The 15,298-nt window shown below is 53.8% G+C and carries 13 protein-coding genes and 1 tRNA gene; 8 read left to right on the forward strand and 6 right to left on the reverse strand.

Annotated features, from left to right (window positions below; all coding sequences use genetic code 11):
- The first annotated feature begins 204 nt into the window (after positions 1–204).
- Positions 205–735: a dihydrofolate reductase family protein gene (locus M5R41_11370; protein MCZ7556988.1), complete on the forward strand. Its 531-nt coding sequence runs from the start codon at positions 205–207 to the stop codon at positions 733–735.
- Positions 736–902: 167 nt separating this feature from the next.
- On the opposite strand, the gene M5R41_11375 is transcribed toward M5R41_11370, so the two are convergent.
- On the reverse strand, positions 903–2,933 hold the full coding sequence (locus M5R41_11375) for a T9SS type A sorting domain-containing protein (protein MCZ7556989.1): 2,031 nt from the start codon (positions 2,931–2,933) through the stop codon (positions 903–905).
- A gap of 432 nt (positions 2,934–3,365) precedes the next feature.
- Positions 3,366–5,396: a T9SS type A sorting domain-containing protein gene (locus tag M5R41_11380; GenBank protein ID MCZ7556990.1), complete on the reverse strand. Its 2,031-nt coding sequence runs from the start codon at positions 5,394–5,396 to the stop codon at positions 3,366–3,368.
- A gap of 456 nt (positions 5,397–5,852) precedes the next feature.
- On the opposite strand from M5R41_11380, the gene M5R41_11385 reads away from it, so the two are divergent.
- Both M5R41_11385 and M5R41_11390 read left to right on the forward strand, forming a co-directional pair.
- Positions 5,853–5,928 (forward strand) — tRNA-Glu (locus M5R41_11385).
- Positions 5,929–7,646: 1,718 nt separating this feature from the next.
- Positions 7,647–8,414 (forward strand): restriction endonuclease, encoded by a 768-nt coding sequence (locus M5R41_11390; GenBank protein ID MCZ7556991.1) that lies wholly within the window; start codon positions 7,647–7,649, stop codon positions 8,412–8,414.
- Here M5R41_11390 and M5R41_11395 read toward each other — a convergent pair.
- On the reverse strand, positions 8,404–9,273 hold the full coding sequence (locus M5R41_11395) for a site-specific DNA-methyltransferase (protein ID MCZ7556992.1): 870 nt from the start codon (positions 9,271–9,273) through the stop codon (positions 8,404–8,406). The genes M5R41_11390 and M5R41_11395 overlap by 11 nt on opposite strands.
- Before the next feature lie 482 nt (positions 9,274–9,755).
- Between M5R41_11395 and M5R41_11400 the strand changes: the two genes are divergently transcribed.
- Positions 9,756–10,547 carry a zinc ribbon domain-containing protein gene (locus tag M5R41_11400; protein MCZ7556993.1) on the forward strand — a complete coding sequence of 264 codons (792 nt, stop codon included), beginning with the start codon at positions 9,756–9,758 and terminating at the stop codon, positions 10,545–10,547.
- Here M5R41_11400 and M5R41_11405 read toward each other — a convergent pair.
- Both M5R41_11405 and M5R41_11410 read right to left on the reverse strand, forming a co-directional pair.
- Positions 10,513–10,809 (reverse strand): hypothetical protein, encoded by a 297-nt coding sequence (locus M5R41_11405; GenBank protein ID MCZ7556994.1) that lies wholly within the window; start codon positions 10,807–10,809, stop codon positions 10,513–10,515. The two genes, M5R41_11400 and M5R41_11405, sit on opposite strands and share 35 nt — an antisense overlap.
- Entirely contained in the window at positions 10,806–11,114 is a 309-nt protein-coding gene (locus tag M5R41_11410; GenBank protein MCZ7556995.1) for a hypothetical protein, read from the reverse strand. The genes M5R41_11405 and M5R41_11410 overlap by 4 nt, the downstream gene beginning before the upstream one ends.
- An 83-nt stretch (positions 11,115–11,197) precedes the next feature.
- Between M5R41_11410 and M5R41_11415 the strand changes: the two genes are divergently transcribed.
- From M5R41_11415 to M5R41_11430, 4 genes are all read left to right on the forward strand, one after another.
- Positions 11,198–11,557, forward strand: coding sequence for a hypothetical protein (locus M5R41_11415; GenBank protein MCZ7556996.1), 360 nt, complete (start codon positions 11,198–11,200; stop codon positions 11,555–11,557).
- 83 nt (positions 11,558–11,640) lie between these two features.
- On the forward strand, positions 11,641–11,850 hold the full coding sequence (locus tag M5R41_11420) for a hypothetical protein (protein MCZ7556997.1): 210 nt from the start codon (positions 11,641–11,643) through the stop codon (positions 11,848–11,850).
- A 602-nt stretch (positions 11,851–12,452) separates the two neighbouring features.
- Positions 12,453–12,812 (forward strand): DsrE family protein, encoded by a 360-nt coding sequence (locus tag M5R41_11425; GenBank protein MCZ7556998.1) that lies wholly within the window; start codon positions 12,453–12,455, stop codon positions 12,810–12,812.
- A gap of 12 nt (positions 12,813–12,824) precedes the next feature.
- Positions 12,825–13,244 (forward strand): DsrE family protein, encoded by a 420-nt coding sequence (locus tag M5R41_11430; protein ID MCZ7556999.1) that lies wholly within the window; start codon positions 12,825–12,827, stop codon positions 13,242–13,244.
- Between the two features lie 83 nt (positions 13,245–13,327).
- On the opposite strand, the gene M5R41_11435 is transcribed toward M5R41_11430, so the two are convergent.
- A complete protein-coding gene (locus M5R41_11435) occupies positions 13,328–14,845 on the reverse strand; it encodes a hypothetical protein (GenBank protein MCZ7557000.1) in 1,518 nt (505 codons plus the stop codon).
- Between the last annotated feature and the right edge of the window lie 453 nt (positions 14,846–15,298).

A 15,298-nucleotide genomic window follows, 5' to 3' on the forward strand; every position in this document is an offset into this window, starting at 1 on the left:
ACGTCTTGAGCGAGGTTTCGGCGGTTCCTCCTCCCTCTATTTTTCCTCTGCGCCTCTGCTACTCCTGAGCGTAGTCGAAGGGGCGTCTCTGCGTTAATCTCCCCTCTGCTCCTTTGCGATACGATCCCTCCCCTGTGACATTGCGATGAAAATGGAATCGTTCGTATCATGCAGCAGCATCACTTCATAACATCAAGGTGACACATGCGCAAGGTCATTCTCTACATCGCCATGAGTCTGGACGGATACATCGCACGCGAAGACGGCTCGATTGACTGGCTGCCCGCAGTGGACGAGGCCGGGGAGGATTACGGCTACGGCGAGTTCATCGCGGACATTGACACCGTACTGATGGGAAGAATCACCTACGAGCAGATTCTGACCTTCGGCGCGTATCCCTACGCGGGGATGCAGGGGATAGTGTTTTCGCGCTCGCGTGCAGGCGAAATCGGCGAACATGTGCGCTTCACCGACGAGAATCCGGGCGAGGTGCTCCACGCGCTCAGACTCGAAGAGGGCAAGGACATCTGGCTGGTCGGCGGTGGTGCTCTCATCTCCGCCTTCCTTGACGGCGGGCTGATAAACGAATATTGTATCTTCATCGTCCCCGTTCTTCTCGGCCGCGGGATCACGCTGTTTGACGGACCCTTCCCGGAGACCTCACTCACCCTCCGCGACACAAAACACTACTCGTCCGGCATGGTACGGCTGCGGTATGGTGCCGCGAGTGCATGAACGGTGAAAAGAAGAGTTAAACGTTAAAGGTTAAACGTTAAACGATATTGTGATAACGTAAAGAAAGTCGTAATCCGTAAATTGTGTCGTAAGTCGCAGATCGTAAATAGAAACTCCCGCTCCGATTCCAGAGCGGGAGTTTGTGTGATTTTGGCTTTTCGGAGCGCTTATTTCATCACGGTCATTTTCTTCTGAATGGTCTGGCCGCCGGCGCTGATCTGATAGATGTAGGTGCCGGAGGGGAGCTTCTCCGCGCTCATGGACACCTGATGTGCGCCCGCGGATTTCTGCTCGTCAACCAACAGGGCTACCTGCTCGCCGAGGGAGTTGAACACGCGCAGCGTGACATGCCCGGGCTCGGTGATCTGATAGCTGATCGTGGTGTAGGGATTGAAGGGATTGGGGTAGTTCTGATACAACGCTACCGTGGTCGGAGTGCTGCTGAAGAACACATCCACAACGGGCGAGAGGGACTGCGTGCCGTCGGTGTCAATCTGACGGAGGCGATATTTCACGCTGCCGACACTGCGATGCGTGCTGGTGACCTCATCGGAGTAATCGTACTGCTTGGGCTCGCTGGTGGTACCGCGGCCGGGCACGAAACCGAAGACTTCCCAGTTGCTTCCGCCGTCGAAGCTGCGCTGCAGTTCGAAACCGTGGTTGTTGGTCTCCATGGTGATGTTCCACTTGAGATCCACCTTGTCGCCGTTGAGTTGCGCCGCGAAGGTGCTGAGCTCGACCGGGAAGGCCTTGCGTGAGCGATACGCCGCGATGCCGTTGTTGGACATCAGCACGTACAGGATGATGTGCAGGCCGGGATTGTCGGGATCTTCGTCCGGAGTGTAGTACTGCAGTTTGTAGTCAACATCCGCGATGTAGTTTTCTTCACCGGAGTTGTTGTTGAGCGTCTTGTTGCCGAGCTGTGGTGTGGCGCCGAATACGATGAAGTCGTTACCCGGCGTGGAGATGTCGAGGACGCGCGCGGTGGTGTTGTTGTTCGGAATAGTCGGATCGATGCCCCCTGTGGGAGCGCCGTCCGCCAGCACCAGGAACTTGCGTCCGTACTGCGGCAGCTCGAAGTACTTCAACGGACCGGAGGAGCCGGTGATGTTTGTAGACAGCGAGCGGTTACCTGTTGCGTTCTGATTGTAGGTCTGCGGCCAGGCGCCGGTCGCGGTCTGCACATGTGTGGCCGCGGTGGTCAGACGGGGATTGGAGTCCATCCACACATCGTGCACGAGACTCAGGTCCGTTCCCGCGACACCGTGCGATGAGAGACCGGAGTTGGAATTCGAAAGGCGCACGGCCAGACGCAGCGGCAGCTTGCCGCCACCGGGCACGTCACGATTGGCACGCTGATTTTCCGGACGGGGATCGGCGAGAATGACGTTGACTTCGCGATTCCATTCGCTCTGCAGCGGGAAGGAGCCACCGGACACGTAAATGCGTACGCTGTCCACCTCGTATGGCGGATCGCCATTGGTCGGATAGAAAGTGGAGCGCATGCCGATGACATCGAATGCATCGCCCCAGCGGGTGTAGGTCTGTTCGCTGTTGCCCATGCTGCCTACCGCCGATGCACTGGGATTCAATGTGGCATACGCAAGCACCGGTGTGGCTTTGGGGTGCTCCCAACGCCAGACGCGGAAGGGCCCCTGACCAAGATACACGGGATCGCACTGGCCGCTGGGCAGCAAAATGCAGATACCCCAAATCGGCACCACGAGGTTACAGGCGTAAATACGGCCTTCATCGTCAAGGTCGATCTTGTAAATGCTGTATGTGTTTTGCGAAAATCCACGATTGAGGGGATTGAGCCCGATGAGAGTATCTGGTACAGGGAGTTCGCCACCGGCGCCCGCGTATTGCGCATCGGCGGAGCGGCCGACACTCATGGCCGGTTGACCAGTGTTAGCATTCCATACCCAGATACGCGGTGTCTGCCACCACAAGGTACCGGACACAGTGGTATGGGGATTCACGATATACACCACGTCGCGCCACTTGTCATAGGCGAGGCCGGTGAAGGAGCGCGCGGGAGTCATCCATGCGTTTGGGTGTGTGGGCTGATTTGCCGGGGGAAGGGTGTTGCGCCACAGTTCCTCCCAGTCGATGTTACCCTGGGCGGCCATGTTGCCTGGAAGCGTGCCCAGCAACAGCGCCAGCAGGCAACCTGTCGTCAGTAGAAATCTCTTCATGGAATTCTCTCCGTGATGATGATATAAGTGAAAATGAACATTCTTGATGTCGGTGAATTGCGAAATATCACTTTTTCAGCCGTTCATTCAACATACCGAAATGTGAAAGATCACGCAAGATTTCCGAACGGTGCACGCCGATTTGCATGTTTTTCTTGCGGTTTGCGCGCACATTACAGAAAGACACGTCACGGCGCGCTTTGTTACACTGTGTCCCCGAGCTGTCGCCAGGATAGAAGATCGAAGATTCGCGTGGCGGGGATAGAGGAGCCGTAGCTCTTCGGGCTCGGGATCGCTCCCCCAACTGCCGTCGGGGGGTACAGGAAGTGTCGTCAGCCAAAGGCTGCGCTTGGGAGCCCGGTGCTTGTCGCGAGTCGCCCTGCGGGCTCAGACATCGTTTAACGTTTCACGTTTAACGTTTAACTCCTCCTCTCACTTCATTACCGTCATTTTCCTCTCAACGCTCACGCCATTTGCGCTCAAACGGTACAGATAGACACCAGCGGGCAATCGCGACGCGTCCATGCCAATGCTGTGCGTCCCCGCCTTTCTGTACTCGTCGGTCAGAATGCCGACCCGCTCACCAAGCGTATTGAACACCTCGAGGGACACCCATGCGGGTTCCGCAATCGCATAGCTGATGGTGGTAGCCGGGTTGAACGGATTGGGGTAATTCTGGTACAGGGTGATTGTCGCAGGCAGCGCGTCATTGCGCACTTCGGCCACAGGTGAAAGCCAGTCGGAGCCGTCGTGATCAATCTGCCGCAGGCGGTACAGCACCCTGCGCAGGTGCCTGTGCGTCTCGCTCAGGGCATCGGTGTAGGTGTAGCGCGTTGGCTGCGTTGTCGTACCCTGACCAGGGACGAAGCCAAGCACCTCCCATTGCGCGCCACCGTCGAAGCTCCGCTGGATTTCAAAACCATGGTTGTTCAATTCCATGGCGACATCCCAGCGCAGTTCCACCACACCATCAATTCTTGTGGCCCGGAAACTGGTGAGTTCGATGGGAATGGGATCTATGCTCCGGCGCGAACGAAATGCCGCGATACCGTTATTCGACATGAGCACATAGAGGATCAAATAGGTACCCGGATCGTCCGGCGCTTCCTGTGCGGAGTAGAAACGGAAGCCATAGTCCACATCGCTGATATAGTTGCTCATCGCGTCCGTGATGTCGAGCCGTTTGTCGCCCAATCTCGGCGTCGCACCGAGGGCGAGGAAAGCGCTGCCGGGAGATGTGATATCCAGCACGCGCGCAGTGGTATTGTTGTTCGCGATGCTCGTATCCATACCACCTGTGGGAGTGCCGTCGGCAAGAACGAGGAATTTGCGCCCGTACTGCGGAAGCTCGAAATATTTGAGCGTGCCTGACGGGCCGGTGATATTGGTGCTGATGCTGCGATTCGCTACCACGGATTGCTGGTAGGTCTGCGGCCAGGGATTCGTCGGGTGCTGTACGTGCAATGCCACGGTCGTCAAACCGGGATTCGAGTCCATCCACACGTCATGCGTCAGTGATGTCGCCGTCGCCGCCACACCATGCGCCGCGAGGCCGGAGTTCGTGTTGGAGAGCTTGACGGCGAGGCGCAGATCGAGTTTGCCGCCGCCAGGCGTATCGCGGTCGGGCCGCTGTGCGGGCGGACGCGTGTCGGCCAGTATCACATTCACCTCGCGATTCCATTCGCTTTGCAGCGGGAAGGATCCTCCGGAGACGTACACCCGCACACTGTCCACTTCGTAGGGCGGATTCCCGTCCTGCGGATCGTACAGTGATCGCTTCCCGATCACATCGAAGGCGTCGCCCCAGCGTGTATAGGCCTGCTCGCTGCCCTGAATTGAACCGATAGCCGATGCGGTGCTGTTGAGCGTGGCGTAGGCGAGCATCGGCGTGGATGTCGGTGTATCCCAGCGCCAGACGCGGAATGGGCCCTGGTCCAGATAGGCCGGATCGCATTGCGCAGAAGGCAGCAATACGCATATCCCCCACAGCGGTGAGACGAGATTGCAGGCCCAGATACGACCTTCGTCGTCGAGATCGATTCTGAACAGTGAGTAGCGATTTCTGTCGAAACCGAAACGCTGGCCGCTCGCCGGCGCGAGCGTATCGAGCGGCACGGGCAGTTCGGCTCCCCCGCCGGCGTTTGACGGATGCGCGGAACGGCCCAGGTACTGCGAGGGCTGACCCGTTGCCGCGTCCCAGATATGGATGCGTGGTTGCGCATTGCCCTGCGCATCAACAGCGGGATTGACCACGTACACGACATCGCGCCATTTGTCGTAGGCGAGACCGGTGAAAGATGCTGTCGGTTGCATCCACCCTGTGTGATGCGCGGGGCTGGTGGGCGCAGTCGGGACGTTGATCCAGAGCAATTCCCAGTCAATGTTGCCCTGTGCGCGCAGCGATGCGCCCGAAAGCAACAACAGCGTGACGAAACAGGCAAAAAAAGCGTAGCGTTTGTTCATGAGCTCCTCCGCTCTCTCGTGGTGTACATTGGTTGCGATTGGGTCAGGCGTTGGCACTGTGCCGCCGGTTTTCGAAACAGACACGGAAGCGCTGCGCTTTGTTACGTCCGAGGAAGCCGGGAGGTAAACCTGTGCTCCTGTTAATCGGGAATCGTTAATCGAGAATCGTTAATCGGTGCGCCTGGGCGGAGGGAATCGTTCCGCCCAGGTCGGAGTGAAAGGTGAATCGTGAATCGTTTTGCCTGCGGTGGGGTGGGACGTGGAGTGACGGATGAAGCCGGATGATACGGCGGATAAGCACACTGGGAAATCGCATCTTTGTCTGTCGCAGACTTTTGATTCCCGCGGTCCCTCAGATGTTCATTGGTCCGATTTCAATGGTTTTGTTCCGCTCCTGTGAAAAATCGCGGCGCCATCTTGACATCATAGCTCCGGATTGCTATATTTATAGACTAGGCACCCATCGACTAGAGGCCTAGGTCGTCAGCCTTTCACGCTGAAAACACGGGTTCGAATCCCGTTGGGTGTACCAAACAGGATAAACAGGCGGTTCAGTCAATGAATCGCCTGTTTTCTTTTGAGCTTCAATCCCCGCAAACGCAATCGCACCAAGGGGTTCCCGATACGTGACTTCAAGGTGCCCATCCCTCCACACCGAGTTCGAGAGCGTCGCAGAGAGGCAAAGTTGTCGCTCGGCTGGATTCGCTTCCTTGAACCGTGTTTGCAGGGTCTTGAGTAGTTCGAGAATCTCAATGCCACCTCGCAAGGCTGAGCCGTTCATCTCAGTTACAAGAAGGATCTCCCCTTCCACGCTGTCGTACTCCTTCTCGACCTGACCTTTGTAGGTCTTGTACGCATCCGTACTGATGATGTGGTCGAGCCGATCTTTGTAGAGCAGATCCAAACGTCTCGTCAGGAGAGCGAGTTGAGTGCGTAGTTCATGGAGCCGCTGAGCCTTGATCTCGTCACGATCTGTCGAGGTTGTTTCCAACGACTCACGGAACGAGCGTTCAATCTCGATGGGAAGGCACAGTGCCGATAGAACTTCTTCGAACACCGAGTCAAGAAGCTCAGCACGGACGTAGGCTCGGCTCTTGCATGGTTTGATGCGACCGCTACAGTGGTAATAGGTGTATCTCTTCTTCTTTCGGTCGGCACTCATGATCCCGCCGCACTCGCCGCACCTGAGCAGACCCTGATACGCCCAACGGGCTGTGTGCTTCCGCTTCGTCTTCCTGCGGTTGCCTTCGCTGATCTGCTGTGCATGGAGGAAGATGCTCTTGGAAATCAGCGGCTCGTGAACGCCATGGTATCTGACCCCACGCCAGTAGTAGTCGCCGTAGTATATGGGGTTGGCGAGGATGCGATGAATGTTGGAAGTGCTGAAGCGGTAGTCCACATCGATTTCGCCTGATCGGATCTTCGACTCGATTACCGCTTGTACCTGCTGTAGTGAACGGCACCCATTCGTGTAGAGTTCAAAGATCAGCCGCACGACGGATGCGGCTTGGGGATCGACCTCCATGAGACTTTTACCACTCTGACGAACGTTCCTGAATCCGAAAGGAGCACGGCTGGGATAATGACCCTGACTTGCCTTTTCACCCATCCCCTTCACGATTTCCTCGGACAGGTTATCAAGAAAGTTCTTGGCTAACACGACCTTCATGCTGTGCAGAAGCTTCACGGAGCTTTGCGAGTTCTTGCTGAGCACCACGTTTTCAGTTACGAGATGAACAGCAACATCCAGTTCATCTATCTGGACGTAGTCCCTGAAATTTCGGTACGCTCGATCCGTCTTTTCGCAAAGGATTGCGTACTCGATCTGGGCATCTGAGACACCCTGCCTGAGTTTGGCAAGCATCTCAAGCATCTCATTGAATTTTTCCCTCCCTGCTTTTTTTGCCGATTCAGCTTCAACAAACTCTCCGATCACCTTTATGTGTTGCTCTCTTGCGTACCGTCTCAGCAACTTGACTTGAGCGTCCAAGGAATACCCCGACCGCTTCTGTTCAGTGGAGGATACTCGTGCATAGATCACGGCATGAATATGAACGTTCATCCTTTTCATACAAGCTCCAATCCGGTTGCCAAATGTTCAGACCAAGACTCTTCCATCCACCAGTTCGAAACATCCGCTGTTGAGCAGTGATCGTCTTGGTGATCTGGGCTGAAAGACGCATCTTTGTTGAAGTACCTAACCCGTCGTCGATTCGGGTTCGCTGAATGAAGTTGCATGTTGAGTCCATCATGACCATCGAGAAGAAGAAGTACGTCGCCTCGCTTATCGATAACCTTCCTGACCTCACCGCTGGTCAGCTTTACTGGGTGGAAAAAGTCGTAAAGGTTTTTGAACCCGACTTCACTTATGAGTTCCATCGTGCTGATCTCTTCGACGGTCAAATACTCGAAGGTCTCGGAGATGCCATGAGGGTTCATCACGCCTTTTCCGCAGAGCCATTCAGCAAAGACAAGTTTGAATACGTGCTGGTTCGCATCTCGGCAATGCATGGGAAGTCTGCCGAGTTGGCACCAAAAGGGAACCCGGGACACGACATCACCGTCGATGGAATCAGGTATTCGCTCAAGACACAAGCCGATTCGGGAATCAAGGAGACGGTGCTCTGGATCAGCAAGTTCATGGAGCTTGGCAAGGGCGAATGGAGTGACGATCCTGCTCAACTCGAAGGACTTCGAGACCAATTCTTGGAACACATGAAGAGCTACGAGCGGATCATCGTTCTCCGTTCTTTGAGGAAACCGCCTGACTGCAAGTACGAGTTGGTCGAGATTCCAAAAGACCTTCTTCTCCGAGCAAAGGAAGGTGAACTTCAGATGATGGGAAAGAGCAAGCAGAATCCGAAACCCGGGTACTGCTACGTCAAAGACGACAAGGGTGAGGTTCTTTTCGAACTTTACTTTGATGGCGGCTCCGAGAGAAAGCTCCAAATCAAGAATCTGAAGAAGGATCAATGCCGAGTCCATGCTACATGGGAGTTCTCAATTCCTACAGAGTGAGAGCACTCTGAACGGACGACGTTCTCCGTTCAGCAATCTCAATGTATTCCGGCTTAAGTTCGATCCCGACACATAGACGACTGAGTTCTGCGGAAACCATCCCTACTGTACCTGCACCATAGAAGGGATCGAGCACCAAGTCGCCCGGGCGAGACCCTGCTTCAACACACGGTCTTACCAATGCACGAGGGAAAACTGCAAAGTGTGCCTCTGGACATGGCTCCGTATTGATTGACCATACTGTCCGCTTGTTCTTCCATCCTTTCCCGTCCTGCGTTTGCTCTTTGATAGCGTCTTGGTCAAAGAAGTATCGTTCGGACTTACTGAACAGAAACAGGTATTCATGTGAAACAGTGAGCCGATCTCTCACGCTTTCTGGCTGACAGTTCGGCTTGTTCCAGATGATGTCGTTTCGCAAATACCAGCCGTCTTTCTGGCATTCAAGAGCAAGTAGCCAAGCGACTCCGATCAGATCCTTCTTCTTCAGCCCGTCTGGTGTTGGAGGGCGGTACGACATTCCCCTGCCTTTGTTCTTGTCGTCTTCCTGCCTCCACGTTCGCCCACCCGAAGTGTATGTGTTTGCAATGTTCAGCCAGAAAGTGCCATCTGGTTTCAAGATTCTGCGAACCTCACTGAAGATTGCCACAAGGTCTTTGATGTAATCCATCAAGACTGGTTCTGCTCCAATCTGTCCATTCACTCCGTAATCTCGCACCCCCCAGTATGGAGGCGATGTAACTACACACTGCACCGAATCAGACGGGATGGTCTGTATTACCTCTCTGGTATCACCTTGGATTACGAGTAGAGGTGAGTGCTCTGTCGGAAGGGTGATTTGTTTCACATGAGCCTTATAGATGTCTGCTGATTCCTTAACCAAGAGCGGCTGGTGCACCTCTATCCTTTTCCATCGGCTCTGAGCCGCCTTCTTTGCGATCTCAGACCTGCGTTCGTCACTCAATGATTCGGCTCTTGCAGTGCCGCCTTTGAGACCACCAAGTTTACCCAATGCCACTGCGTGTGGATTTTTTGACCGAGATGCTTTCTTTGCCACTGTCTTCCTTCGGATGGATGCTGTTTCATCTCTGCATTTACAGGTAAAGATACAAAATTATTCTTGAGCAGTCAAGCATATTCGACTACCGCTTCAGCACTTCCAACATTCATCGCATCCTCGCCAACCCCATATACTACGGCGACTACTACTGGCGTGGGGTCAGATACCATGGCGTTCACGAGCCGCTGATTTCCAAGAGCATCTTCCTCCATGCACAGCAGATCAGCGAAGGCAACCGCAGGAAGACGAAGCGGAAGCACACAGCCCGTTGGGCGTATCAGGGTCTGCTCAGGTGCGGCGAGTGCGGCGGGATCATGAGTGCCGACCGAAAGAAGAAGAGATACACCTATTACCACTGTAGCGGTCGCATCAAACCATGCAAGAGCCGAGCCTACGTCCGTGCTGAGCTTCTTGACTCGGTGTTCGAAGAAGTTCTATCGGCACTGTGCCTTCCCATCGAGATTGAACGCTCGTTCCGTGAGTCGTTGGAAACAACCTCGACAGATCGTGACGAGATCAAGGCTCAGCGGCTCCATGAACTACGCACTCAACTCGCTCTCCTGACGAGACGTTTGGATCTGCTCTACAAAGATCGGCTCGACCACATCATCAGTACGGATGCGTACAAGACCTACAAAGGTCAGGTCGAGAAGGAGTACGACAGCGTGGAAGGGGAGATCCTTCTTGTAACTGAGATGAACGGCTCAGCCTTGCGAGGTGGCATTGAGATTCTCGAACTACTCAAGACCCTGCAAACACGGTTCAAGGAAGCGAATCCAGCCGAGCGACAACTTTGCCTCTCTGCGACGCTCTCGAACTCGGTGTGGAGGGATGGGCACCTTGAAGTCACGTATCGGGAACCCCTTGGTGCGATTGCGTTTGCGGGGATTGAAGCTCAAAAGAAAACAGGCGATTCATTGACTGAACCGCCTGTTTATCCTGTTTGGTACACCAAGACCGAGGATTCTCCCACCACTTTGAATCAGGCACTGGAGCGTTTCCGAGCGTTTTTCCTGTCGCCAACTCGTGCGACACGGGAACTCATCGATCTGTTCCAACCACTCCTTCGTGGTTGAGTCCGCTTTCGTCTCTCACTTTCCGAAGCAACTGCGAGATTCTCTTGCGACGTGCCGAGTCTGCGGCATTCACAAGCTGTCCGTATGCATCGAGATATTCCACCGCTCGTTGAAGGTAATCGGTCAGATCGGTCGCCCACGGTGATGCGGAGACCGAACCAGCCATTGCTTGTTCTCCCTGCGTCAGCGAGTCGATGTTGGTGCAGAGTGCGATCAGTACACCCAAGTCCACTTCATCGCTCAAGGATACCCTCTGGCTCATGATCGCACCGCCTGTGTGCTCGACCGCAGGAGACGAGCAATGCGGCGACGGGTCTGAGACTCCGAGATCGGTGCCGTCGAGATTCTCTCGATGTCATCCTTCTCGATCCAGTCTCGCAGGAAGCCCAGATACATCGTCGCTCGTCGGATATAGTCCACCAGTTCTCGTCCATCCTCACGCTCAATCACAGAGCCATTGATGATCAGGTGCTGGAAGCCCAACGAGTCTACTGCCGCTGTCAATGCGAGTAGATCCTCTTCGGGTACGTTGGTGGATACGGTGAATGCGGTGTCGATGTCGTTCATGGTTGCCTCCTGTTCTTATGACTGTCTCTCCGATAACTACACTTGACGAGTCTCAAGTGTAGTTATGAGAAAGGAGGAACACCATGAGACCCAACCGAACACCGAACCGCCAGCGAAGACTCCGCACTCGTGGATTGATCCACGAGATCGTTGAACGAACCGCCATCGTAGAGGACATCAAAGCCTTGTTCTTTTCACTGCTCTCGCAAGCTCAGGATCTCTTGCGTCTCGCTGAGGACGGGTGCGTGGACGGGATGATGGCGAGGGGATTTCTTTCGAGAGCCAGTATGCTCCTCAACGACGTGCGGACTTCGATCCAAGAGCTTGGAGACGGAGAGGAGGAGCGACGACTCCTCGGACAGGCGACCAAGGTCGAGAACATCATCAGACAAATCACCGATCTGTGTCTCGACGACGATCTCCTTACTGAGAGGTGGAGGTGATTGATCCGTTCATCTTTTCTCACGCCTGCGGGATAGTTATGTGTGAAAGATCTTTCATCATCACAGACAATGGAGGTACATCCATGACGCTTCAAGATTTTCCGCACGGCATGCTCATCGATTGCACTGGCGACTCGCAGGTGGACATCGGCTTTTTCCTGCTCATGCGAGAGACCTACGGTGAGAGAGCAACGCCAGAATCGAACCAGTTGGCGATTGACTTCTCTGGGCTTTCGCCAAGAAAGATCCATGAGGAGAAGGGATGGGTCAGGCACATGTTCGATCTCCGGTGACCCCAATGGTCGTGTTACGACCACGAGGAACACCGTTCCCTGATTATTGAGACTGACTCGTGGAAGAGAGGTAGGACTTGAGTGTTCCTGCCTCTCTTTGCTTTCTACCCCTCTCACCACCCCGCTGTGTGCATTGCAGATCCTGCCCATCAGACCTCCCCGAACCCGTGCGTTGCGGGTCTGATGCTCACCGTCTCAAGGGATCGTTGGCACACGCAGGATCAACACCTGCGGTGCGTGAACGATGTCCTCCATCAGATGAGTCCCAAGAGGCACCGCTGATGCGTGGGTCGTCAGCGGGTCGTGCCCAGCGGCGACGGCAACGCTGGATCTGCGGCTCCCGTTCCTCCCTCGTCCGTGATAACGTATACGTTTCGGTACATAGGGGAGCATGCCATTCCTCACACAATGTCAGACTGATGGAAGAAAGAGAGATCCTTGGTAGATTTGAAGAGCAAGAAATCTTGATGAGAGAAATCTTCTCTTCTGGATTCTGATAACGTGAAATCTTCCGTTGAACCTAAACGCTTTTACACGCATCCCACAACTACGGCTTCTCCTGAAGAGGCTTTTCCGTAACCTTCTATTTTGGAGACTTTTCTATGCAACAAATCCTTATTATCATCAATGACGCACCCTACGGAACCGAGAAGGCGTACAACGCCCTGCGAATGGCAATGACTCTTCAGAAGGAGCATGGCGAGAGCGTCTCAGTCAAAATCTTCCTCCTTGCGGACGCAGTATTCTGCGGACTCCCCAGTCAGGTCACGCCTTCCGGATATTACAACATCGAACGGATGTTGAAGTCTGTTCTTCAAAAGGGAGGAGAGGTGAAAAGTTGTGGGGGGTGCTCGGAAGCCAGAGGGATCGACAAGGTTGCCTTTATTGAGGGAGTCCAACTGAGCAACATGAAGGAATTTGCTCAGTGGACAGTGGATTGCGACAAAGTGTTGACCTTTTAAGGAGATTGTAAGATGAAGCTTCTTCCCTTACTAATGATCATGCTGGTGGCAATTTTTCAAGATCCTTCAACGGCTCAACAGCCTCAAGCAACCAATATAGCCCCTGAGCCTACCTCCATGGGCATCATCATCACTTCGAATGATGAAGAGACGATCTGGAATGTCCTGAGATTAGCGAACTACTCTATCACGAATGGCGATACCGTCACCATCTTTCTTCTTGGGAAGGGCGTAGAGCTTGACGGATTGCTGTTGACGAGTTCTCGATTGAAGGAACAGGTTGACCTGTTCCGAGGCAACCATGGTTCAATTCTTGCTTGTGGCACATGTTTGCAGAGCAGGAACAATCCGAACCCGAAACAGTGCTCCATCTCAACTATGGGTGAACTATACGACATTGTCCGGAAGAACAAGATCGTGCTGACATTCTGAATCATGTCCATGGGTTCTTGCGGTTTTTAACAAAACGAAAACATTTAATTGAGTCATGGTAGTCCCTGTGGTTGACGAAGGATTCAATGCCAGTCGTCAATGCTCACCGTTGGCTCGAAACCAACGAACTTTTCTACTTCTTCAAGCAGAACCTGCTTGACGATCTCCGCATGTTCCTTCGTAGTACTGATGGAATCATGGATCGTGAGCAGAGGGATTTCGGGGTCAAGTTCGTGCAACCGCTTGCAGGTATGAGCGAGAACCACCATCGACTCCGACCGCTGAAGGAAACGGGCAAGACGGTTCTTCTCCCCCTCCTTTAGTTTCCGAATGACGCTGTATACATCTGGAAAGAACTCTCTGAATCTATTCTTCATATCAGCGTCGGGCTTGTATCCAATGTGCCTGTTGGAAGAAAACAGGGTTACCATTACTTCCCTCTTCACCTGATCTCGATCCATCGTTTTGTACTTCGTCAATTTCTTGAGCCGATTGATGACGTTTTCATACTCACTTGCGTTGGGGTCGTGAGGATTCCAGCTACGGAGTCTCTCGATGAAGTCCTCGTAGAACCTGCCTTCACGGACGAGGTCGCAGTAGGTTCTGATATCGGACTCCTCTGTATCGATGCGTTGAAGAAGCCGGATCGTCTTCAAGAAAGTCTCGTATTCCTTTGATCCAGCTTCGATTCCAACCTCCGAGAGGAACTCCAATGGTGTCTTCCGAATGTTTCCCCGTAGCAATGCGGCGAGAAGCATCGGCTGAGAATTCTTGAGATCGATATTCGCAAGAGTTGCTCCATTCAGTCGAAGGAAGGGTCGGAGATCCCTCGGCAAACTCGTGATGTTGGAGTGGATACGGTGCCCGAAATCATCCTGACTGAAGCGGATTCTTCCGGATACCAACTCGCACACCGCATGAAGCCGCATTCTTCGAGGTATGCCAATTGTTAAGTGCCCTCCGTCAGCAGACGAGTACAGTTCAGCAAGGTGGCGTGAGACACCCTCGATGTCGATGGAAAGCTGGGACAGCCACTTGGCAAGAAATCCGTATTCATGATTTTGGATGAGATCCTCCAAGTTCATCCCTTCTGTTCCCGTATGCAATCGAAAGAGCCAGATATGCTGTCTCTTGACTCGCACAGGTGTGAGAGGAGAGTCCTTCCATGCAGGAGCGATCCGATACCTCATTGAAATCGCCTTGACATCACCCCCGTCTCCAGTCGCCTTGTTCTTCTCAGAGAGAGCATCGGCGTAATCAGTTGAGATGTACGTGCGATTGATCTCAACCCATCCGAAATCCTCCAGCATCCGGAAGATCTTTGCGTGGTTGTGGGGAATGACCTCCTCGATTCTTGTGGACATCAATGGAACCCATCCATCGTCATCCTGAAGCCAAGGATTCTCCAGTTCCACAGAAGTGATGAGATGAAGAAGAAAAAGGGCATTTTCTTTGTTGTAACCACGAAAGGGTTTTCCCTTCATGATGCGGTCATCAAGGAGGGCGGCTTCTGGCACCAGAAGGTATTCGTGCGAGAATTTCTTCTGAGAAGCAATTTTGTTCAGAAGAGAAGAGAAATACTCGGCAGTGTAGCGATCCATTTGTTCTCTATTTCTCTGTCGCTGGATGAGTTCAAGAAATCTCAAGTAAGAAATCCAGAAGGGAAGCGTTCTCTCATCAGGATTCCTTGCTCTTCAAATCTACCAAGGATCTCTCTTTCTTCCATCAGTCTGACATTGTGTGAGGAATGGCATGCTCCCCTATGTACCGAAACGTATACGTTATCACGGACGAGGGAGGAACGGGAGCCGCAGATCCAGCGTTGCCGTCGCCGCTGGGCACGACCCGCTGACGACCCACGCATCAGCGGTGCCTCTTGGGACTCATCTGATGGAGGACATCGTTCACGCACCGCAGGTGTTGATCCTGCGTGTGCCAACGATCCCTTGAGACGGTGAGCATCAGACCCGCAACGCACGGGTTCGGGGAGGTCTGATGGGCAGGATCTGCAATGCACACAGCGGGGTGGTGAGAGGGGTAGAAAGCAAAGAGAG

The organism is Bacteroidia bacterium, from assembly GCA_027493955.1.
Classification (GTDB): domain Bacteria; phylum Bacteroidota; class Ignavibacteria; order SZUA-365; family SZUA-365; genus JAOSJT01.